The organism is Egbenema bharatensis FJBBOT/2019 (assembly GCF_048077055.1).
In the GTDB taxonomy this organism is placed as follows: domain Bacteria; phylum Cyanobacteriota; class Cyanobacteriia; order Elainellales; family Elainellaceae; genus Egbenema; species Egbenema bharatensis.
Genome location: NZ_CP182236.1, coordinates 1,181,208 through 1,204,442, shown reverse-complemented (window position 1 = coordinate 1,204,442; position 23,235 = coordinate 1,181,208). Strand labels below are relative to the sequence as shown.

At 49.7% G+C, this 23,235-nt stretch carries 18 protein-coding genes and 2 pseudogenes; 17 read left to right on the top strand and 3 right to left on the bottom strand.

The annotated features are described in order from the left end of the window. The first annotated feature begins 219 nt into the window (after window positions 1–219). Window positions 220–2,565, top strand: coding sequence for an amylo-alpha-1,6-glucosidase (locus tag ACM1PF_RS05715; RefSeq protein ID WP_416673025.1), 2,346 nt, complete (start codon window positions 220–222; stop codon window positions 2,563–2,565). Between the two features lie 51 nt (window positions 2,566–2,616). On the opposite strand, the gene ACM1PF_RS05710 is transcribed toward ACM1PF_RS05715, so the two are convergent. Beyond that, entirely contained in the window at window positions 2,617–2,910 is a 294-nt protein-coding gene (locus tag ACM1PF_RS05710) for a YggT family protein (RefSeq protein WP_416673022.1), read from the bottom strand. A 185-nt stretch (window positions 2,911–3,095) separates the two neighbouring features. Here ACM1PF_RS05710 and psbX point away from each other — a divergent pair, with 185 nt between their 5' ends. From psbX to ACM1PF_RS05630, 16 genes and pseudogenes are all read left to right on the top strand, one after another. Next, on the top strand, window positions 3,096–3,215 hold the full coding sequence (gene psbX / locus ACM1PF_RS05705) for a photosystem II reaction center protein PsbX (RefSeq protein ID WP_416673021.1): 120 nt from the start codon (window positions 3,096–3,098) through the stop codon (window positions 3,213–3,215). 258 nt (window positions 3,216–3,473) lie between these two features. Continuing rightward, a complete protein-coding gene (locus ACM1PF_RS05700) occupies window positions 3,474–4,202 on the top strand; it encodes a Ycf66 family protein (RefSeq protein WP_416673020.1) in 729 nt (242 codons plus the stop codon). A gap of 323 nt (window positions 4,203–4,525) precedes the next feature. Further along, complete coding sequence (locus ACM1PF_RS05695; protein WP_416673019.1) at window positions 4,526–5,965, top strand: trypsin-like peptidase domain-containing protein; 1,440 nt, start codon at window positions 4,526–4,528, stop codon at window positions 5,963–5,965. Window positions 5,966–6,017: 52 nt separating this feature from the next. Beyond that, on the top strand, window positions 6,018–7,451 hold the full coding sequence (locus ACM1PF_RS05690) for a trypsin-like peptidase domain-containing protein (RefSeq protein WP_416673017.1): 1,434 nt from the start codon (window positions 6,018–6,020) through the stop codon (window positions 7,449–7,451). A 196-nt stretch (window positions 7,452–7,647) separates the two neighbouring features. Then, on the top strand, window positions 7,648–7,791 hold the full coding sequence (locus ACM1PF_RS05685) for a hypothetical protein (RefSeq protein WP_416673014.1): 144 nt from the start codon (window positions 7,648–7,650) through the stop codon (window positions 7,789–7,791). 430 nt (window positions 7,792–8,221) lie between these two features. Continuing rightward, window positions 8,222–9,430, top strand: coding sequence for a HetZ-related protein (locus ACM1PF_RS05680; protein WP_416673013.1), 1,209 nt, complete (start codon window positions 8,222–8,224; stop codon window positions 9,428–9,430). A gap of 181 nt (window positions 9,431–9,611) precedes the next feature. Beyond that, a complete protein-coding gene (gene ppk1, locus ACM1PF_RS05675; RefSeq protein WP_416673011.1) occupies window positions 9,612–11,780 on the top strand; it encodes a polyphosphate kinase 1 in 2,169 nt (722 codons plus the stop codon). A 292-nt stretch (window positions 11,781–12,072) separates the two neighbouring features. Next, the gene (locus tag ACM1PF_RS05670) at window positions 12,073–12,252 is read left to right on the top strand and encodes a DUF1328 family protein (RefSeq protein WP_416673010.1); all 180 of its coding nucleotides are present in this window, start codon (window positions 12,073–12,075) and stop codon (window positions 12,250–12,252) included. A gap of 198 nt (window positions 12,253–12,450) precedes the next feature. After that, the gene (locus tag ACM1PF_RS05665) at window positions 12,451–13,008 is read left to right on the top strand and encodes an HdeD family acid-resistance protein (RefSeq protein WP_416673009.1); all 558 of its coding nucleotides are present in this window, start codon (window positions 12,451–12,453) and stop codon (window positions 13,006–13,008) included. Window positions 13,009–13,550: 542 nt separating this feature from the next. Further along, complete coding sequence (locus ACM1PF_RS05660) at window positions 13,551–13,790, top strand: hypothetical protein (protein WP_416673006.1); 240 nt, start codon at window positions 13,551–13,553, stop codon at window positions 13,788–13,790. Between the two features lie 367 nt (window positions 13,791–14,157). Continuing rightward, a complete protein-coding gene (locus ACM1PF_RS05655; RefSeq protein ID WP_416673004.1) occupies window positions 14,158–14,712 on the top strand; it encodes an HdeD family acid-resistance protein in 555 nt (184 codons plus the stop codon). Between the two features lie 82 nt (window positions 14,713–14,794). Next, window positions 14,795–17,520: pseudogene (locus tag ACM1PF_RS05650) on the top strand (MGH1-like glycoside hydrolase domain-containing protein). Window positions 17,521–17,975: 455 nt separating this feature from the next. Further along, window positions 17,976–18,464: pseudogene (locus tag ACM1PF_RS05645) on the top strand (hypothetical protein); the annotation flags it as partial. Between the two features lie 48 nt (window positions 18,465–18,512). Then, window positions 18,513–20,009 carry an alpha-amylase family glycosyl hydrolase gene (locus ACM1PF_RS05640; protein ID WP_416673002.1) on the top strand — a complete coding sequence of 499 codons (1,497 nt, stop codon included), beginning with the start codon at window positions 18,513–18,515 and terminating at the stop codon, window positions 20,007–20,009. A gap of 72 nt (window positions 20,010–20,081) precedes the next feature. Next, window positions 20,082–20,639, top strand: coding sequence for a DUF3124 domain-containing protein (locus ACM1PF_RS05635; protein WP_416673000.1), 558 nt, complete (start codon window positions 20,082–20,084; stop codon window positions 20,637–20,639). A gap of 99 nt (window positions 20,640–20,738) precedes the next feature. Then, a complete protein-coding gene (locus ACM1PF_RS05630; RefSeq protein WP_416672998.1) occupies window positions 20,739–21,314 on the top strand; it encodes a hypothetical protein in 576 nt (191 codons plus the stop codon). A gap of 58 nt (window positions 21,315–21,372) precedes the next feature. Here ACM1PF_RS05630 and ACM1PF_RS05625 read toward each other — a convergent pair whose 3' ends face one another. Then, window positions 21,373–22,290 carry a hypothetical protein gene (locus tag ACM1PF_RS05625; RefSeq protein ID WP_416672995.1) on the bottom strand — a complete coding sequence of 306 codons (918 nt, stop codon included), beginning with the start codon at window positions 22,288–22,290 and terminating at the stop codon, window positions 21,373–21,375. A 59-nt stretch (window positions 22,291–22,349) separates the two neighbouring features. Then, a complete protein-coding gene (locus ACM1PF_RS05620) occupies window positions 22,350–23,003 on the bottom strand; it encodes an MFS transporter (protein ID WP_416672992.1) in 654 nt (217 codons plus the stop codon). Between the last annotated feature and the right edge of the window lie 232 nt (window positions 23,004–23,235).

The following is a 23,235-nucleotide window of genomic DNA, read 5'->3' as shown; positions in this document are numbered from 1 at the left end:
GACCGATCCCATAATGGTTAAATTTGTCGATCGCTGATCCGTACCTGCAACAATTCCCGGAATAATCTGGTGCGATTCAAATCTGTATATCCACTGAATTATTGCGGATTTGCCAACTCAATTAACCCAATTTTTTTATCTGCTGTCATATTTTTTATCTGCTGTCATAATGACTCTGTCGTTCAATCTGTGATTCAAACGGTGTAAATGCAAGGAGCAATGTCTGATTCTGATTTTTCGACTCCCGACCCTTCCCCGGATTCAAGGCTTACAGACGCGAATGGAGCGATTGAAGCAAATCCGAACCCTGATGAGCTAAACATTGTGCAACTGGATGACGATCGCACCTTTGCCCCAGCGGAGCAAATCCCCATTCCAGAGTGGCCCTGTACCATCACCAAGCAGTTGCAGCCCACCCTGACCGTTAAAGATGACGATCTGTTTTTGATTACCGATACCCTGGGCAACATTGCTGGGTGCCTGGATGATGAAACAGATATGAGCCTGGGGTTGTTTTGTAAAGATACCCGGTTCCTCAGCCGTTTGGAATTGCAAATTAACGGACTCTCTCCCATTCTTTTGAGCAGTACGGCGCAACGCGGATTTGGTATTTCAGTACTCTGTGCCAATCCCTATGTTGAGGGCTGTTTTCAAGCAGAAACCGTAGGTATCCAACGAGATATTGTGCTGCAAGGCGGTTTGTTTGAAGAGCTAATCATTACCAACTACAGCACGCGCCCAGTGCAGTTTGATCTGAGTTTGAGCTTTGATGCTGATTTTGCAGATTTGTTTCAAATTCGGGGATTCGTTCGTAGTGGTGGAGGGACGCTGTTACGCCGCATCAAGAAGGACGATCTCACATCACGTGGCAGTGCGAGTATGCAGACCCTGGCTAAAGAAACGGGGGAACTGACGCTAGCCTACCAGGGACGCGACAAAGCTCTGATAGAATCCCGCATCCAGTTCTACCACCGCCAGCCTGATACCTTTGAAGGCTACACTGCCATCTGGCATCTTACCCTTCAACCTCACGAAACTCAGGCTTTGGGCTATCGGCTGCAACCCTTCATCAATAGTCACCCTGTCTCGGCTGTCAGTGCCCCAACCACCCTCAAGCAAGCCATTGCAGCGGAAGCAATGGAAGAACAGCACTGGCGCGATAGTGTCACTCGCATCCGTACCGATAACCGTGCCCTTAATCAAGTGATCGAGCGAGCGGAACAGGATATCTACTTGCTGGGACAAACCTTCAGCACAGGCAAGATTCTCTCTGCGGGAGTGCCCTGGTTCTCCACGCTATTTGGCCGGGACTCATTGATTGCCGCTGCTCAGACTTTAATTCTTGATCCTAGAATTGCTCAACAAACGCTGTTGACCCTGGCCCAGTATCAGGGACAGGTTGAAGATGAGTGGCGGGAAGAGGAACCGGGCAAGATTCTGCACGAACTTCGCTTCGGTGAAATGGCCCGTTGTGGAGAAGTGCCCCACACCCCTTACTACGGTACGGCGGATGCCACGGCCCTCTGGCTGATGCTCTATGCCGACTACTACGCCTGGACCCACGATCAGGACTTACTCGATCGCCTCTGGCCCAATGCGCTAGCCGCAATGGAATGGATCGATCGCAGTTGTGAGAAAACTGGCTATTTGCGCTATGAGTGCCAATCGGAAGGCGGACTGCGTAATCAGGGCTGGAAGGATTCGGGGGACTGCATCCTCGACTCGAAAGGCAAACTGGCGGAAGGGGCGATCGCGCTGGTCGAGGTTCAGGGCTACATCTATGCCGCCAAGACGCGCCTGAGTCAGATCGCCCGGATGAAGAAGCGCATCGATCTGGCAGATCGCTGGTTGGAAGATGCCCATAACCTCAAGACGCGGTTTAATCGTGACTTCTGGTTGCCTGAGCATGGGTTTTATGCGATCGCCCTGGATGGAGAGGGACATCCGGCGGATAGTATTACCTCTAATCCAGGTCACTGCCTGGGGTTAGACATTATTGAGTCAGAGAAGGTCTGTAGTGTTGCCGAGCGATTACAGGCTCCAGATATGTTCAGCGGTTGGGGAATTCGCACCCTCAGCAGTTCATCGTCGGCCTACAACCCCATGGGCTACCATATCGGTTCAGTCTGGCCCCACGACAACGGCATCATCGCGGCTGGACTGAGAGCTTCGGGATTAGTGGATCAAGCCCTGGAAATTGCCAGGGGAATTCTGGATATGACGGTTCAGCAACCCTACCAGCGACCGCCAGAGTTGTTTTGCGGTTTTAAGCGTACGCCCGACAGCAGCCCGGTACGCTACCCAGTGGCTTGTTCACCCCAGGCCTGGGCAACGGGGACGATCTTCCAACTGTTGCAGGTGATGGTGAATCTGGTTCCTGATGCACCAGGGAACTATTTGAGGATTGTGCAGCCGACTCTACCGGAATCCGTGCATCATCTCTCGTTGCAAAACTTGAAGATCGGGCAGACCATGCTGGATCTGGAGTTTGAGCAATCGAATGGGGCAACCGCCTGTCGGGTTGTGCGGAAACGGGGGAACTTGCGGGTGGTGATTGAGGCTTAAAGGGAGGATTGGAGCTTAGAGGCAGGCAAGATGCCTGCGCTACGGATTCCCTTACACCATTCGTTCCATCATGAACAGCAAGCCCTGCTGACCCACCAATAATTCCCTCAAAAGGCTAAAAATCCCTACCCAGATGATGGGAGAGATATCTACTCCGCCCAGGGGGGGGATGAGCTTTCGGGTGGGAGAAAGAAACGGTTCCGTGGGGACAGCAACAACGTTGAAGGGAAAACGGGTGAGGTCAAACTGGGGATACCAGGTCAAGACGATGCGGAAAATGAAGAGCAGAATCATCACCCCGAACAGAGGAGCCAGAACCCAGGTGGCGATCGTTGCAGCAGTCATAAATCTTTAAGCTTTGTAACTAGGCTGTCTCATATTTTAGCTTGCTTTATGGCTGGATTTACGGCGGTTTTTGGGAAGAGGGGACGATCGGCTCCGGGTTTCATTCTTAGTAGATCTTCTCAAAGGATTAACAGACCGATAAGATAATTAATGAACAACTTGCCTGAACCTAGGGATAAAACCTTATGACACCCTCTTTAGTGAACTTCTTCTACAGCTTGTTGGCTGGTGTTGCCATCGTTGTCATTCCCATTGTGGTTGGTCTGGTTTTCATCAGCCAGAAAGATAAAATTCAGCGTTCCTAATGCTTTTCTGAAGCTGCTGTTTGGCGTTTGAGGTTGGGTTGAGTGATTCAATCTGGCCCATGCGATCGAGCAGCAGCTTTCAGCAGGAGTCGCTCGCTTTTATAACCCTTTTGTGGTTTATTTTACGGACAGTTCGATCGCAGATGAGGGTACAGTTACCAGGAACCTGCCGAAACTTGCTGGAAATTTACCAGGAATTTCGGTGGAGGCTTCATCACCTGACTCGTTAACATAGGGATATCACATCGGAGAACTGTAATGGTAAACATTGGATTCGGCTGGGCTAGCCTTCTGGGTATCGCTCTTGCTTTATCAGGAGCAGGACTCTATGCCCTGCGAACCATGCGTCCGGCTCTAGCACGAGATCAAGACATTTTCTTTGCTGCGATCGCTCTACTGTGTGGCGGTATTCTATTCTTCCAGGGATGGCGGCTTGATCCAATCTTGCAATTTGCCCAAACCCTGTCTGCGGTTTCTGCCGTCTGGTTTGCCTATGAGGCGGTTCGACTCAGGGGAATTGCCACCGAACAGGCGAAACGGAATACTCCAGTCGTTGACGATGAGCGGCCGGTGAGTCGGGTCTATCGAGCAGAACTGGATGACTATCCTCCCCTGGATGAACGCGATCGCTTCCCCGTCAACCGCCGGATTCGCGGGACTAGAGAAGCAGTTTCTAGAGACGATGACTATGGACGGGAAGAGATCCGTCGTTCGTCTAGCCGTCGTAGTGCTGACCGACCCAGCCTGAGCGATCGTCCTCGCAAACCCCGTTCATCTCGCACCTCCAGTCTGCCGCCTGAACGAGGTAGCCGGGATGATTGGGATGACTCCAGCAGTTCTTCTAACACCCGTGAGGTGATTCGTCCGAGCAGCTTAGATGACGATCGCCCTCGTTCTCGTCGGAAACCTCCCACTTCCCGCCGTCGCAGTGGTTCCTCCGATTACGTAGATTATCAGCCCGTGAACTACACAGACGATTGGGGTTAAACACCTTACAATTTTGGAATCCATTGAAGAAATTTATGCAATGGGGGCGCACGGTTGGTACGCCCCTTTTTTAGGGCTTAATTAGGGCACTCTATGATTATTAGTAGGGCACTCTATGATTATTCACATTTCTAACGTTGACATTCATAGGGGATGGTAGGCAGTAATAGAAGTGGAGTAACCGTGAAAGGGCTAGGAAATGGATCGCTACCAACAATTAACCAAGATCCTGTAAAGCCCTGAGGAGTGAACGAAATCGGCGATCGCTGCTGCGTATTTTATTAATAGCTTCTGTACAACGCAATCAAGCTGCACTTATGAGTATGAATCCTTCCCGCCTGGCATCATCTAGTTTGGCTATCTTCAGCACCGCTTTAGGTCTGAGTTTTCTGAATGCATTTACGCCAATCGAACTCCTCAATCCTATTCAGCTAGGTCAAACCAGCGGACAGTTGGCGATCGCGGTCGATGCGGAGGAAGACGTGAATGTGCGCGTCTACCGGGATGCGAGTCCGGCGGTCGTTGCCATTGAAGCCCGAACGGGTTCAGGGAGTGGCAGCATCGTTAGTCCAGACGGCTTAGTGTTGACCAATGCCCATGTGGTGAGAGGCTCTCAAACGGTAACGGTACGCCTGGCAGATGGGCGAGAGTTTGAAGGCGAAGTGATTGCATACGGGCAGGGTGGACTGGATTTAGCAGCAGTACAAATTCTGGATGATGTCACGGATTTGCCCTTTGTGCCCCTGGCCCAACCGGAAGGCGTACAAGTCGGACAACGGGCCTTTGCGATCGGTAGTCCCTTTGGATTTCAGGGCACTTTGACAACGGGAATCGTCAGCCGTCTGGATCTCAACCGAGGACTGATTCAAACGGATGCCGCAATTAATCCAGGGAATTCCGGCGGGCCGTTGCTCAACAACCGGGGAGAACTGATTGGGGTTAACAGTGCCATCTTCACCCCCAGAAACAGCTCGGGGAATGTCGGAATTGGATTTGCCATTGCTACCGATCGCGTTGATGCCTTTTTGACCTCAGTCCAGGATGGTACTGCCCTCAGCACACCGGATTTGCCTCCCTTACTGGCGGGAGGTCGCCCCGCCGAACGGTTGACCCTGGCTCAAGCACCCATCGAAATTAAAGGGGACTTAAACCAGGACAGCAGCACCTTACCCAGTGATAACAGCTATTTCAATGCCTACACCTTTGAGGCGGAGGCAGGGCAGCAGATCGTGATTGAGATGAGCAGCAATGAGCTGACTCCCTACTTGATCTTGCTCTCTGCCGATGGCGGCAGCATTGCTCAAAGTGGGGCGCGGGCCACTGAAGAATCACAGATTGAGATGACCCTGGCGATCGAGGGAACCTATACTATCCTGGCGAACTCCCTATCGGCGGGAGAAACGGGAGAATATACGCTAAAAATTTCCAGCCCTGGTATCAGCCCCGTACTCCTACAGCAAGAAGGAACGCTGGATGAATCTTCTTCCCAGGTGCTCGAAGAAGACGGCAGCCTCTACAACGAGTACGAATTCACTGGAGAAGAGGGGCAGTCCATCAGTATCTACATGGAAAGCGAAGATTTTGATACTTTCCTGGTTTTGACTGATGCCGAAGGGGAAGTCCTGGCTCAGAACGATGATATCTCTTCAAGCAATTTGAACTCCCTGATTAACTTTACGCTCCCCGCAGCAGGAACGTATCGAATTATGGCCAATTCGTTCGACAGCAGCGGCCGGGGGAACTATACTCTCACCGTGCGTTAGTTTTTCTGTTTTTTTGAGTAGCACTCGATCGCCCATCGTCAATGATGAACTTATGAATACTAAGGTTTTTCGTCTAGCCTCCTCTAGCTTTGCGATCGTAGGGACTGCGCTAGGGATCAACTTGCTGAACGCGGCCCTACCCATTGACCTGTTGAGTATTGCGCCGCTGGAGTCGCCCAGGACTCAACAAGCCTATGCCCAGGATGCAGAGTCAGTCTATGAAAGGGTCAGTCCTGCGGTGGTATCCATCGAAACGGACAATAACTCTGGAAGCGGCAGCATTGTTACCTCTGATGGACTGGTGTTGACCAACGCCCATGTGATTGGTGAAGCCCGAACGGTGGCTGTGATCCTGGAGGATGGGACGCAGTACACCGGAGATGTGATCGGCTATGGCCAGGCAGGACTAGATTTAGCGGTGGTGCGAATTCGAGGTGGAAGAAATAACTTCCCGACGGTTCGTTTCGCCAGCGCCGGATCGGTGCGTCCGGGACAGCAGGTGTTTGCGATCGGCAATCCGTTTGGACGGTTCCAGGGGTCCATTACTCAGGGGATTGTCAGTCGGATCGATCGAGATCAAGGACTGATCCAAACCGATGCTTCCATTAACCCGGGTAATTCGGGGGGCCCACTCCTGAACCGCGATGGAGAATTGATCGGGGTCAATACCTCGATCTACGCGCCCAGAGGGACGACGGGGAACATCGGCATTGGCTTTGCGATTCCCGTCGAACAAATTCAGCCCTTCCTGACCTCGGTCAACCAAGGTTCCGCCCCGCAAACAGCCCAGCGGGAATCACCTTTGATTGCGGGAAGTCGAGGGGTTGAAACCCTGGCCCTCAATACTCGGGTGGAGGGTCGTCTGGATAACCGCAGCAGCATTCTGCCGGCAGATAACAGTTTCTATAACGCCTATATTTTTGAGGGGCGATCGGGGCAGCAGGTGGTGATTGATATGCAGAGCAGCACCTTTAACCCCTATCTCATCTTGCTCACTCCCAGTGGTACCCCCCTGGCGCAGGATGGTCAGAATGGCGTGCCCAACTCTCGTCTATCGGTCACCCTCCCCGATGATGGCGTATACATTATCCTGGCTAACTCCTTCGCACCTGGAGAAACGGGGGACTATCGGCTGGAACTGGCAGCAGCAACGTCAGCCGCTCGGAGCAGTGAACCGCTGTTGCGGATGGAGGGACTGTTAGGACAGAACTCTCGCACCCTCCAGGATGGTTCGCTGTACGAAGAACACACGTTTCAGGGCACCGCAGGACAAACGGTGACGATCACCCTGGAAAGTAGCGAATTTGATACCTATCTCATCTTGCTCGATCCCAACAATCAGGTGATTGGTGAAAATGATGATGCATCTCCCAGCACCTTGAATTCAGCGTTGACCATTACCCTGCCCTTGACGGGAACCTATCGGGTGATTGCCAATGCCTACGATTCATCTGGACGGGGTCGCTATCTTCTCACCGTTCGCTAGGAATGCGAATTTAATAACCTAAAATTCTTGTGGGGTGGGCATCTTGCCCACCCAGTTAAAGAAGCAGAACTCCTAAAATTCTTGTGGGGTGGGCAGCGTTTCGACTGAGCTCAAGCCGAAGTCTTACTCGCCCAGTCAAAGAAGCCGAACTGTGAACAGGTGAATCATTACAAGCAGCACGGGGAGAAAGTCCTGCGTGCTGTTTTACTGTTTCGATCGCTCCTACTGTAATCACCCCGATCGGCTGTGGAGCATTTTGCCGATCAGTGAGAGCAATGCTGTGACTTGTGGCAGTTTAGCGGATAAGCTTGGGAAAAAGAGCTTGTCCGATCGTCCTTGAAAAGGAGCTAACCCAGTGATTCGCTAACCAGATTCAGAACTGTCTACTGACAGCAGGGGAGCTGTTTTGGCAAAAAAAATTTACGATCGCCGCAATGTCTCTCCAGCTCTGGATTTGCTGTCTAGAGGAAAAGCTTTGAATCGATGAGTCTAACAAGCCTTTTTGCCTGGCTCAGGAAACCACCTGAGAAAGTGACCTACCCCAAGTCAGGGATTACCGTAGGAAACCCGAACCATCTTGTAGGCAGAGTATAGAGCAGAACAGAAACAACTTGCTTAGATTTGGGTTCTAAAGAAACTAGATGACCTGAGAAGCTTTTTCCCAGCTCCAAAATTCATCTGTTCACTCAGCCCCTCTTGCAAGTATGAGTTACTCTCAAAACACTCTGCCAAGCCTCTCTACCAATGTTGTGCATCACCCTAGACGCGCCATGAACTTAGAATCCTCAAAATTGCCTAGCCCCCTGGAACCGATCAACGAGTCCAGTCGCCCTGACTCCCGCCCTGACTCTGTAGAATTGACGCAATTTTTACTGGCTGAGTTTCATTCAGAACTCCCACCTGCCTCTAATCGCATGTATGGGGTCTTAGCTCGGATTACTGCAGAGGTAGAACGAATTTGTGCCAAAAGCGATCGCATTCAAGCCTCTGGAGAAATTCAATCCTGGAAACAAAATTTAGGACGGCATCGCCTGCAAAAATGCCTGCATTATCATAAGTTGGGTTCCCGGCAAGGACGGGTTGACCTGCATAGCCACCTCAGTACGATGGTTTATCGTCATATTGCGCCCGGACGGGCCCAACTGGGATTTAATGCTCGCTATAACCTGGTCGAGGATTTCTTGCAGGGTTTTTACATTGAAGCCCTTAGGGCCTTTCGGCGAGAGCATCAGCTAGCGGAGGACTATTCCCCCAAAACGCGGTTAGAACTGGCTGAATATATGGCATTCACCGAACATTATGCCAAGCGGCGGATTAGTATCAGAGGGCAGCGTAGCCAGCAGCTCATCGTCCTGCGGGCCCAAGGCTTTGCCAACCGCCAACCGCCTGAAACTTCTTTAGATATGGAATTGGCGATGGATTCCGCGAAGGGGGAAGAAGCAGAAATTCACAGCCGTTCTCCGGTGGTGCAGCAAGTCCGTGAGCAAATGGTTGCCGATGCGATCGACCCGGCTGATTCTGTCGTGCGCGATCGGATTGTAACGGAACTGATGGAATACCTGGAGTCTCAGGGGCAGACGGACTGCGTGGATTACCTGACCCTGAAGTTGCAAGATCTGTCCGCTCCGGAAATTGATGAAATTCTGGGACTTTCTGCCCGGCAAAGAGACTATCTGCAACAGCGATTTAAGTACCATGTTGAAAAATTCTCTCGATCGCATCAGTGGCAGTTGGTTCATCAGTGGCTCGGTGCAGACTTAGACCAAAACCTGGGGTTGCCCAATCAACAGTGGGAAGCCTTTGTCGAACAGCTTTCACCAGAACAACAGCAACTGCTGCGACTTAAACAACAACATATGGATGATCAGGACATTGCCAAGCAATTGAAATGTACCCCTAAACAAGTGCATAAGCGATGGGTGCGGTTGCTCGAAATGGCCTGGCGGTTACGGAATAATGGCAGCGATGCTTCAATATAAGTTATGCCGAGATTCGTAGAGAATGCCACAATTAAGATCAGGTTTATCGAGTGAAGCCCTTCTGCCGCTAGTATTGTTTCCCTGAGTGTATTCCAGGGTACTTTACTATTTCTCAGTAAATTTGGCACTATTTGTAAATCACTTGACCGGTGCTGTATGAAGCCCTTCTCTGCCGATCGCTATGGCCAGAACTAAAGAACCAACTAAGACCCCATCCGAGATCAACCTCACTGATGCCAAGTATTACCTCAACCGAGAACTAAGCTGGCTGGAGTTCAATCGCCGGGTTTTGAGTGAAGCCCTTGATTCCCGGACTCCTTTGCTGGAACGCCTCAAATTCATGGGGATTTTTAGCTCTAACCTGGATGAGTTTTTTATGGTACGGGTGGCCGTGTTGATGGATCAGGTGGATGCCAATGTCACCTCCCTGACTCCTGATGGCCGATCGCCCCAGCGGCAGTTGAAGGACATTAGCAAACTCCTCCGCCCAATGGTGGTGGAACAGCACGAACATTTTGAACAGGTGCTTCGCCCAGAACTGGCTGATAACGGCATTCACTTGCTCAACTACATTGACCTGAACCAGGAACAACGGCTCTATCTTCAGCAATATTTTGAAAAGCGGATTTTTCCAATTCTGACTCCTCTGGCAGTCGATCCCAGCCATCCGTTTCCCCATATGTCTAACCTCAGCCTGAATCTGGCAGTGGTGGTAAAGGCTTCGGCCAACGCAGAGGAGAAATTTGCCCGGGTCAAAGTGCCAACCAGTAACTTACCTCGCTTTATTCCGCTGCCGGAAGAGTTGCAGCACCACACGGGCCAGCCGACGGTATGGACAGGGGTTCCCCTGGAACAGGTCATTGCCCACAACCTGGAAATGCTGTTTCCGGGAATGAGCATTCAGGAATATTCTCTGTTTCGCCTGACCCGCGATGCCGACCTGGAAGTGGAAGAAGATGAGGCGGATGATTTGCTGCTGGCGATTCAACAGGAACTGCGGAAGCGGCATTTTGCTGGTTTGGCAGTCAGGATGGAAATTCATTCCTCCATGCCAAAGTCGGTGCGAGAACGGCTGGTACAGGAGTTGGATCTCTCGGAGGATGATGTTTACGAGGTGGATGGTTTGATGGGGCTAAAGGATTTAATGTCCTTCATGAGCTTACCCCTGCCCCAGTTAAAGGATCCATCGTGGTCGTCGGTGGTTCCGCCTCGACTTCAGCCAGTGAATCACTTAATGAAAGATGGAGCCATACTGGATGATAGTAACGACATTTTCTCAGTAATTCGCCAGCACGATTTGCTGTTTCACCATCCCTACGAGTCTTTTTCCAGTTCGGTAGAACTCTTCATTACCCAGGCAGCGATCGATCCCAAGGTGCAGGCGATTAAGATGACCCTGTATCGAACTTCGGGAGACTCGCCGATCGTCAACGCGCTGATCAATGCCGCAGAAAATGGCAAGCAGGTGGCTGCATTGGTGGAGCTAAAGGCGCGATTTGATGAAGAAAACAACATTAGCTGGGCCCGCAAGCTGGAAGAATCGGGGGTGCATGTGGTGTATGGGCTGGTGGGATTAAAAACCCACACCAAGATTGTGTTGGTCGTGCGGCAGGAAGGCGACGAAATCCGCCGCTATGTTCACGTTGGCACAGGGAACTACAATCCCAAAACTGCCAAGCTCTATACTGACCTGGGGCTACTCAGTTGTCGGGAAGAGTTGGGTGCTGATCTGACAGATTTATTTAATTTCCTGACGGGCTACTCGCAACAGCGATCGTATCGTAAGTTGTTGGTGGCTCCCGTTAGCCTGCGGGAGCGGATGGTGTCGATGATTCACCGAGAAATTGACCACTGTAAAAACGGCAAACTGGGTCGGATCATTGCCAAGATGAACTCCCTGGTGGATCAACAAATTATTGCATCCCTGTATGAGGCTTCCCAGTCCGGGGTGCAGGTTGACCTGATTGTGCGAGGAATCTGCTGCTTGCGTCCGGGGGTGAAGGGAGTTAGCGAGAATATTCGGGTGATCAGCATTGTGGGGCGATACCTGGAGCATTCGCGGATCTTTTACTTCCAAAATGACGGCAAGGAAGAAGTTTACATTGGCAGTGCAGACTGGATGCCGCGTAACCTCGATCGCCGGGTCGAGGCGGTGACCCCCGTTGAAGATCCAAATTTGTCTAAGGATTTACAGGAAATCCTGAGCGTTATGCTGTCGGATAATCGTCAGGCGTGGGAGCTTCAGCCTGATGGCTCCTACATTCAACGTCATCCGAAGGATGGGGAACCGGAACGGAGTGCCCAGGCAATGCTTACCCAAATGGCCCATGACTCGGTTCATGAGGCTTAGGATCGCAAATTAAATAACTCCGATTTTTTCTGTACGGGCGCACAGCAGTGTGCCCCTTCTGGAGATTAAATTTTCGATTTTATGTAATTTGTATTCCTTGGGGTTGCAGGTCAATCCCTGACACATTGTGATGGATGCTGTCAGGTTCAGGGGGTATGCAGAGCAAACAAGTTCTGAATGCGCGGGTGAATTGTTGAGAAGTATGTCTTAAGACGCAAGCTATATCTTTAGTGCGAAGAAGAAAAACGCTATTCACGTTATTTTTCAACATATTGATACAGAGGTTACAGCGATGGATTTACTAACCTGGTCAATCATCGCCCTAGTCATTGCAATCATTGCTGGAGCATTAGGATTTAGTGGAGTGGCGCGAGGTGCATCGACGATTGCCTTCGTGTTGTTTGGCATTTTCCTGGCGATCGCCCTGATTATGTTTGTACTGATTGCCCTAGGGGTTGGGATTGCCCTTTAAACCATTACCTGTTCACAGGCAGGGATTGGCAGGTCTAAATTGTTCCTCAATGCACCCCATTGTTTGAGTGCAGTGGGTACGGAACTGAGGAAGGCTGATGCGTGAATACCAGTCATCAAACTGAACTGAAGTAACTGGCGTTGATCACTCAAAGTCAGCCAGTACCGCACGGAAGGTTTTTAACGGTGGAGAATATTAATGGAATCTGAAACGCGAAGAACTCTGAAAGAAGGCACGGTCTGGTCGATCGTTCTAGGTATTTTACTGATCGTCTTAGGTATAATTGCGATCGCAGCTCCATTCTTTGCCTCCCTGGCAACGGGAATATTTTTTGGCTGGCTGCTGGTCATTGGCGGTATTATTCAAGCGGTTTATGCCTTTCGCCACAACCGACCCGGAAATTCTTTTGCACTCAAACTGCTCCTCAGCGTCCTTGCCATCATTGCAGGAATTTTGCTGATTGCAGATCCCCTGGCCGGCGTAGCTTCTTTAACGTTGATTATTGGAATTTACTTCTTTATTGATGGCATTTTTCGAGTGGTGATGGCATTCCAGCTTAAGCCATCGGCTAATTGGGGTTGGGTTCTGTTTAACGGTATTTTGATGATCATTTTAGGCATTCTGATCTGGTCACAGTGGCCATTTAGCGCAATTTGGGTACTGGGACTTTTAGTTGGAATTGGGCTGCTGTTTAGCGGTATTGCAACGGTTGTTTTGGCGGCTGCGGCTCGTACCAGCCTGGATGGCACTCGATAAACCATTGCACTCGAACAGCACTCAAATATCTGGGCGATCGTTTTGCTGAGTGGACTGGGCGAGCCAGATGCCATTGGTGTCAAGTTAAGGAAAATAATGCGTTGCAGGGCAAATCTTTCACGGGCAGGCAAGATCCTGCGCCGTGAAAGATTTGCATAAATGGGATGCGCCCATATCGTTTTCATATAATCTTGATTTAAACTGAACGGAGTCTATACAGCGTCACAATCTCTGCCGCTCTAAATTTACTCTTCCATGAACGTTATTTGAATGGGAAAATCCAAATTAAATGCCTCTAAGATTGCGGATTTAAATCTCTTCAGGCGCATAATCAGAGGAGAAATACATATTCCTGTGAATGTATTCCTCATGAAATAAAGTTAATGGCGGAATGAATGAGCAGGTTTTGAGTAGGCGTAGGAATTCCAAGGTAAAAATTGATTGAATTAAAAAACAATAAAGATCGATTAGTTTGCCTCCATCCACGCGGAAAACGCCAGCTTATTACGGCAGAAGCAGTTGTCAGAAGGTAGGAAAGTTTTATGGAAAGCTTACATCCAAACCACGAGGAATTATCTGCTGCGGAGAAAGAACTTGAAAGACTCCATACCCTTGTTGGGTCGGCCAGGGCAGATGGTGTCACAAGTGGAGCCGAGCAGGACAGGATTTGGGCGGCAGTGCAACCCAACGATAAAGTGACCGCTGAAGAGTTAGAGCTGGTTAGGACGTTGATCTTTGACAAGGTGGCAACCAAGGAAGTTAGGCGAGATTCCTCCTCGTGACTGCCTATTTTCAGGGCTAAATTTCCTTCATATCAGTTTCATATTTTTTTGTTCTACGCTAAAAAGCAGGTTTTGTCCGCTTAAATCAATGCTGAGTCAGCAGTCTGAGTTTTTAAAAGAACATAACAACATCTGGAAATTTTACTGGGTTAAAGATACTGTCAAGTCAGGCTGATGGCAGGTTCCTGCTTCGGATGCTTGAGAGTTTTAGGATCAGATAGATTTATAGATCTGGAAAACGGTTCAGCATAGAAATGGCTGGAAACAAAGTCTTGCTTGCGGGGAAAAGTTTCGGGATTGAACCAGCGATCGCCGTTTAACCAAGTTGTCCTGTAACCATCTAATCCATCCTGTTTGGAGAAGCTGCATGAACGAACAAGTGACGGATGATGTCAAACGAAGCTTCGGTTGGTTGATTGCATTAGGCATTTTGATGATTTTGTTGGGACTTGCCGCACTGCTAAACCCCCTCTTGAGTTCGATCGCCGTTGCCCGCATCCTCACCTGGATATTGTTATTTGCAGGGATTGTCCGCACGGTTTATGCCATCCAAGCCTGGCGACAACGCGGCTTTTGGTTAAAGTTGCTGGTCGGCATTCTCTACATTGCTGTTGCAGGTTTGTTACTCAGTAACATTTTTGGAGCCACGCTCACCCTAACCTTGGCTTTGGGGTGGGTCATTGTGGCTCAAGGAATTCTTGAAATTATCACGGCCTTTAAAGTGCGTCCTGATCCGAACTGGGGCTGGATGTTGTTTAGCGGCATCGTTGCACTGATTTTAGGAATCTTGATTTTGAATCGCTGGCCCTTCAACGCAATCTGGCTGCTAGGCTTTTTTACGGGAATGAGTTTTATCGTCACGGGGTTTTGGATGATTATGCTGCCCCAGACAATTAGTAACTATCTCACGCGCAATGAGTGACGCGCGGAGAGAATAGGTTGTGTCTCAGATTAAACATTAGCCATTAAGTACTCCAATTAACACACAAAATGGTGAGGCATCTATGACGGCGGAAAGGCAACGGCTGGAACAAATTCGGACGGGCGAAGCAAATTGGCACAAGTGGGGACCGTATCTCAGCGAGCGGCAGTGGGGCACGGTGCGGGAAGATTACAGTTCAGACGGCAATGCCTGGGATTATTTTCCCCATGACCATGCCCGATCGCGGGCCTACCGTTGGGGTGAAGATGGGTTGGGCGGCATTACCGATGACCATAATTTGCTTTGCTTTGCGCTAGCACTCTGGAATGGCAATGATCCGATTTTAAAAGAGCGGTTGTTTGGCTTAACCAACAGTCAGGGGAATCATGGTGAGGATGTCAAGGAGTATTACTTTTACCTCGACAGCACGCCCACCCATTCCTACATGAAGTATCTCTACAAATATCCGCAGGCGGAATTTCCCTACAATGACCTGGTGGAGACGAACCGTAACCGCAATCGCTATGAGTTGGAGTACGAACTACTGGACACGGGCATCTTTGACGACGATCGCTACTTTGATGTGTTTGTGGAATACGCTAAGGCCGATGCTGAGGATATTTTAATTAAAATCAGCATTGCCAACCGAGGCCCTGAAGCAGCTCCACTCCACGTATTACCCACCCTCTGGTTTCGTAACACCTGGTCTTGGTTAGATACGGGTTCTAGACCAGTACTGACGAAGTACGAAGGAAGCGGAAATAGCGTAGTTCATGCTCAGATTACAAATGATTTATTGAAGCAGCATATCACTGAAGGTTATTTCTATTGCGATGGTGTTGTGCCTCTGCTGTTCACAGAAAATGAAACGAATCATGAACGCTTGTTTGGCACAGCGAACGACACTCCTTACGTCAAAGATGGTATCAACAACTACATTGTCAACGGACAACAGGATGCCGTTAACCCTTACAATGTGGGAACCAAGGTAGCTCCCCATTACGAACTGATGGTGGAGGCTGGCGAAACGAAAGTGATCCGTCTACGCCTCAGCAAAAAATCTCCGGTTCAGCTCAGCGAGGTATTTGCTGATTTTGATCAAGTCTTTGCAACTCGGATCAAGGAAGCAGATGAATTTTATGCAACTGTGATTCCGCCCTCTGTGCTGGCAGATGCCGATCGCGCCAATGTGATGCGGCAGGCGTTGGCGGGAATGATGTGGACAAAACAATACTTCTACTACGATGTTGATCTGTGGCTGCGGGAACGCGGTATTAATCCCTGGGCCCTACCTTTGAGCGCAAGCATATACGCAACAGCGATTGGTTTCACATGGCCAACGATGATATTGTCTCCATGCCAGACAAGTGGGAATATCCCTGGTATGCTGCATGGGATTTGGCGTTCCATGTAATTCCCATTAGCATGATTGATCCCGATTTTGCTAAAGGTCAGTTAATGCTGATGCTGCAAGAAGATTATCTGCATCCCAATGGTCAGATTCCCGCCTATGAATGGAATTTTGGGGATGTTAATCCGCCCGTTCACGCCTGGGCAACCTGGGAGATCTATACCCGCGATCGCGTCATCAACGAGGGAGTGGGAGACATTGAATTTCTCAAATACGCTTTTTCTAAATTGCTGATTAACTTTACCTGGTGGGTGAATCGCAAGGATGAGGGCGGTAATAACTTATTTCAAGGGGGATTTCTGGGGCTGGATAACATCGGCGTATTCGATCGCAGTGCAGATTTACCCACGGGCGGTCATTTAGAACAGGCAGACGGTACAGCCTGGATGGTGTTTTTCAGCGAGCAGATGTTTCAGATTGCGATCGAGCTAGCTCTGCACGATCCGCTCTACGAAGACTTTGCCATCAAGTTCTTTGAACATACGATGTGGATTGCTGGGGCGATGGATCGCATCGGTGATCACCAGGACGAATTGTGGGATGAAGAAGATGGATTTTTCTACGATGTGCTGCGCCTGCCAGACGGAAAGTCTAATCGGTTAAAGGTGCGATCGCTGGTAGGTTTATTGTCGCTGATGGCAGTGGCAACTTTTCCCCAGGAAGCCTTTGAGAAGTTACCGCGCTTCCGGGAAGAAGCCGAAAAGTTCATTACGCGGCATTCCGAATTAACCAGTAATATTCATCTGGCTTCACAGCCTGGAGTGCAAGGACGCTTGATGCTGTCGATTTTGAATCAGGATAAGCTCCGCCGCATTCTTTCTCGGATGCTGGATGAATCTGAGTTTCTCAGCGATTACGGCATTCGTTCGCTATCGCGCTGTCACCTGGAGCATCCCTACTCTTTCTACCATGCAGGACAGGAGTACAAGGTGGGATATGTACCGGGAGATTCAACCTCTGGCATGTTTGGCGGTAATTCTAACTGGCGGGGGCCGATCTGGATGCCAATGAATCTTTTGCTGATACGCGGGTTGCTGCAATTTTACTGTTACTATGGCGATTCTTTTACCATTGAATACCCAACGGGGTCTGGCAACCATCTGACGCTGTATCAGGTAACGGAATGTATCAGTGAGCGCATTGTCAGTATTTTCCTTAAGGATGAATTGGGCCGTCGTCCCCTGTATGGGTCGGCTGAAAAGTTTCAGACGGATCCCCACTGGCGCGATCTCATCCTGTTCTATGAATATTTTCACGGGGATAATGGGGCAGGCATCGGAGCCAGCCATCAAACGGGGTGGACGGGCTGCGTGGCCCGCATCATTCAGGCATTGGGCTACTTCACGAAGGAAACTGTTCTAAAGGGGAGTGCGGCTGAGCTGGCAAAGTACGCTTAATGGCACTTGATAAGTGACAGGGGGCATTATCCAGGATCAGTAGATCACAAACCTTGTTTAGATCCCCCCTAGCCCCCTTGAAAAGGGGGAACCGAGCCGAAGAGGGGTTGAAGTCCCCCTTTTTAAGGGGGATTTAGGGGGATCAACCCCAGGGATCCCTGTGAAACGAACCCATTTTAGATCTACTGAGGATGCCTCCTGATTGGAGATGCGATCGATCGCTCTCACGATCGTCTGATCAACATTAGAACATTAGAACATTAGAACATTAGAACTTCAGAACTTCAGAACTTCAGAACTTCTATAGGCAGAAGAGTTTAAGTCGTTAATTGGGTGGAAACCATAATGATTACTCGCCCCAATTAACGACAAGACCTTAATGAATTGCAATCTTTAACCCAAGTGCCTGCCCTTTCAATTTGTTATCCACTCATCGGACATCACCTGATAACAAAGAAGAATTGCCATTGGTTGTGGGAGGAGTCGATTGGCAAATTGCTTTCTTTCAAGAAGTGTCTGAATCCAAATCGACGATTGCTGGAACCTTAACAGGTAATTTTGACCGTGCAGCCGTTCACGAACTTTCGCCCCAAGTGTGGCCGATCGTCGAATCGCTGCGAGAGGCACAGCGAGCGGAAGCTCTACAAGATTTTAGAGAATGCCATCAGTGCCCAGAAGTTCGTTTCGACGATCGGGGAAGCGTGGCGGTTAGCCCACGAAGGACGAGGAAAACGGCTGTTGGTAGAAAAAAACTATCATGTGCCTGCGATCATTACCGATCGCGGCAAGCTAGAGCTAGTGGATCAGCCTGGTGGCGTAGAGGTAATGGATGATGCCGTGGATGAAGTCATTGAGCTGGTGTTGGCTAAGGGAGGGAAAGTGAGCCTGGTGGATGATGAACACTATCTGCCCATCAACACATTGCGTTAATTTTGCGGTATTGATTATCCTGTTCAAGGAACGAAGTTAACGTAGGTTCGCCAATCTAACCCATGTCAACACTCACCCATCCTCTACTCTATCAGGTCAATACTCGCGTCTGGACAGCAATGCTATCCAAACAGTTGAACCGTCCGGCAACGCTGGATGATATTCCCGATGCGGCTCTGGATGAAATTGCCACTCTTGGCTTTGACTGGGTGTATTTCCTGGGAGTTTGGCAGACGGGAGAGGCAGGACGCATGGTTTCCCTATCGAACCCGGATTGGCTGATAGAATATCGCCTACTCCTGGCAGACTTCAGTGATGATGATGTGTATGGTTCCTGTTTTGCGATCAAAGACTATACCGTGAGCGATCGCCTGGGAGGGAATGCAGCGATCGAACGGTTGCGCGATCGGTTGCGTCAGCGTGACTTAAAACTGATGCTGGACTTTGTCCCAAACCATATGGCTCCCGATCATGCCTGGGTGCAATCTGATCCTGATTTTTTTGTGCAGGGAACCGAGGAATGGTTAGAGCGAGAACCGCAAAACTATTGCCGGATGGCTCTATCTGGAGAATATGAGGGTGAGTATATCTTTGCCCACGGACGCGATCCCTACTTTGCAGGCTGGCCCGACACCCTGCAACTGAATTACGGGAACCCCACTTTGCAAACCGCGATGCTGAATGAATTGCAGTCTATTGCTCAACTCTGTGATGGACTGCGGTGTGATATGGCGATGCTGATTCTGCCGGAGATCTTCCAACATACCTGGGGCATTTCGATCGAACCTTTCTGGCAATCCGCAATTCAAAAGGTGCAGTATCAGCAGCCTGATTTTGTCTTTATGGCAGAAGTTTACTGGGATATGGAATGGACGCTGCAACAGCAGGGGTTCGATTATACCTACGACAAACGGCTGTACGATCGCCTGCGGGAACAGCAAGCTGAACCAGTCCGTGAACACTTTTGGGCGGATTTGAATTATCAAAGTCAATCTGTTCGTTTCCTGGAAAATCACGATGAAGCGCGTGCAGCCAACGCCTTTTCACCCGATGTCCATCAAGCCGCCGCCATTCTGTCTTTTCTCAGTCCAGGGTTACGGTTTTTGCATCAGGGACAGCTAGAAGGATTTCAGCACAAAATTTCAGTGCATCTTCAGCGCGGCCCATCTGAACCGATCGATCCAGAACTCTACACCTTTTATCAACAACTGCTGGACTGTTTGCGGTTGCCGGTTTTGCGACGGGGAAGCTGGCAATTGCTGCACTGCGCCCCTGCATCGGAGGACAACGAAACATGGAAACATTTCATCAGCTTTGCCTGGGAAGATACAGCAGGAGAAAAATTGCTGGCGATCGTCAACTATGCACCCCATCAAAGCCAGTGCTACGTCACGCTGCCGGATAACGATTTCACAGGCAAAATGTATTATCTGAAGGATTTAATGAATCCGATCGGTTATGAACGATCGGGGGACAGTTTAGTTTCTGGTTTGTACTTCGATTTACCTGCCTGGGGCTACCATGTGTTTGACCTCCAGCCCTTGTTTGAGACACTTTAGGGGGGAAAGGATTTAGAATGATTGAAAATCATCTTCTCTAGCACTCTGCTGTAGGCAGTCACTTTTTGGTTTATGTTGCGTTTGTATCGCTTTTTGCTGATATCGGCGATCGGTGTGGTGACTTATTCCTGCCAACCAACTGCTTCAGATACTCCACTGCGCATGGAAGATCAGTTCAACACGGTGGTCGTGGAGACAGAAACAATTGTCACAGGACAAATGGTCTATGTGCCGGTGTATTCTCACGTTTATCAGCGTAATGTGAATAACCCGGTCATGCAACTGTCTGCAACATTGAGCTTTCGTAATACGGATCTGGAAAACTCTCTAATTCTCACTGCTGTACGCTACTACGATAGCCAGGGGGAACTCGTCAGAAACGCTTTAGAGAGGCCGATCGAACTTCCCGCCTTAGCCTCTGTCGATTATTTAGTGGAGGCTGAAGATACCAGTGGTGGCATTGGGGCCAATTTTATTGTGGAATGGGTTGCGGCAACCACAGTGACCGAACCGGTAATTGAAGCACTGATGATTGCAACAACTGGAAATCAGGGCATTTCATTTATTAGCCCTGGACGAGTGATTCAGCAGCAAGGAACCCCAGTCGCTGCACCATCTGACTCGCCGTGAGCAATATTTTTCAGCGATCGCAGATGAGTTTTTGTTTGCGATCGACAGGAAGAATGTATCTGATGTGTGCAGCTTTCATCCTCTATCATTAAAGAAACAATGAAACAGGACAAACTATTTAATGAAATCTACTCGATCGATCAATCTACAGGATTTTACATGATCGAGATTGCCCTCGATCAATACTCAGATATTTTCAACGAATGGGATCCCGCTCCCTTTAAACGACGAGACATTGACCCCGATCTCCAGCTTTATTTAGAAGGCAGTTCCGAAGAAATTCCGCTGCGTCATCCGGTTGAATTATGTTTTACCATTCCTCCAGGTAGACGGGATGAAAAGTTGGAAGCAGAAGTGCAAAGTGGTCTGAAGAATAGCTTTGCCTTTAAAAGATACCTGCTGAAAAGAGAGATCGGTAAGACGAATCTTCAAATCCTGCGCTGTATTATCCTTGGTTTTGCGTTTCTGTGGTTTGGCTCGGTTTTCTCAGAGCAATATGGAGAGCGGGATTTTCTCTCGCTCATGGCGGAAGCCTTGTTTATCGGCGGGTGGGTGTTTCTTTGGGAGGCAGTCTCTCTGTTCTTTTTTACAGAACGTGAACTGTTTCATCGTTATCGCGCTTACAAACGGTGGCAAAATGCCCCGGTGTTTTTTCGGGAAGTGGTGCAGTCCTGACCCAGCAGATTGATCGTTCAGAACACATGGTTTAGCCTTGAGCATGGCAGGTCAAACTTCACTCGATCGGAGCCTCCAGTTTTTTCACCGTTTTGGGCAATAAAAACGATAGCCCTAAGCACAACAGGCACAGGGCCAAAATAATCAGCAAGGTGTTTTGCATCGCATCTATTGCTGAGGTTTGGAAAATTGTGGTGAGGGTCGGCTGTATGCGTTCGGGCAGGTCAGCAAAGAGGGTTCGACGTTCATCGCGTCGGAGGGTTTGAATTGCAACTTGTAGCGATCGAATCGCATTGCGACGCACCTCTGGGGCAACCGACTGTCCGAGTTCAGCAATAATCCCGTCTACGATTCTCAGCGAGGCCAGACTCACGAGCAAAGTCCCTAAAATGCCACGCCCCAGGGATGCTCCCAAATTTTGAAATGGACGGTAGACCCCCCTGGCTTCTGCTTTTTCCTCCTCCACAGTATCCGAAAAGGCAAGGGAGGTAATGTAGGTTACAAACAGCCCAGTGCCAATGCCCATCACCACGAGAGAGGGCATCAAGCTTAAAGGGGAAGTGATATTTCCTATAGCGGCAAACAGCATCGCAATTCCCACACTCTTCGCCACTAGACCGAGCTGGAGCAACGATCGCGGGGGAAACTGGGGTCGTCGTTTAACCAGCAACACCAAAACAATGAGTTGGGCAATGGTGAGGGGCATCACCGTAAGTGCCGTTCTGAAGGAGTTTAACCCAACGACGGGCGGAATGAATTGAAACAGGTTAAACTGCACCCCAGCATTAATCATCGTGTGTAGGGTGCCTATGACTAAACCGATCGTATAAACTCGACGGCTAAACACACCCAATCGCAACAGCGAAACCATTCCACGGTGCGATCGCTGCCGCTCCCAGAATATCAGTAATCCCAGGCAAATTAAGCCAGAAGCAATCAGGATGGGTACGATGGAAATCCCGAAGGGAGCCAGCACAAAGTCTAGCCTTTGGGGATCGCCTTTGGGTTGCCACCAGCCCAGATCTGAGGCTAAACTCAGGCCGCCAGGGTGAAGCCAAATCCTGCTAATGATAATAGTCCGCCTACCCAGTCGAGCGGTAAGGTTGGCGGGGTCATAGGAACTGGAGTTTGGCGAACCAGCAGCCAGATGGCTGGAATTAACAATAGCTCAAAGGCAAAGGCCCAACGCCAGCTTAACTCGAAGGCCAGCAGTCCGCCTAAAATAGAGCCAACCAGACTACCCATGACACCCGCGATCGCTAACGCCACGAGACCATACTTGCGAGACACTTCATCCGCATAGAGATGATCGATCAAGGCTACCGGCGTACTGACTAATACGGCTGAGGCTAGCCCAGTCATCCCTGCCAGCCCAAAGGTAAAAGTACCAATGTCAGGGCTAATGATGATCAGACCTAAACCCAATGCAAACAAGATCAGGGCCATGCCAAAGGTTAGCTTACGCCCCAGACGACGGCTGAGGTTCTCTGCGGTGGGAGTGAAGGATGCCGTCACCAAAGACATCAGCACCAGGGCAGACTGCACATAGCCCACGCTAGAGTTAAACTCCCGTACCATGGGCGGCATAATCGGTTGCACGACTCCGATGGTGTACGACAGCATAAACAGGGTGAGGCAGAGGCCGATCGGGCTAGCCCACTTGTTCCCTAAAGTCCCTTGCTGATGCATAGTTCAGTCATGATTGTGGTCAAACAGTGTGGAGCGGTGTATTAATTCTAAGGGAAAATCGGTGTAGCCCCATTTAAGAGCAGTTTTATCCGATCGGGTTGCTAAACGATAGCCCCTACCACAAACTCATTAATTACGCTATTCTAAGCCTAAAGGGAAATGGAACCTATGCAGAAATTTCTCGAAAATGGTTTGGTGAAGCTAACCAATTAAACAAGGGTGATTGAGTCAC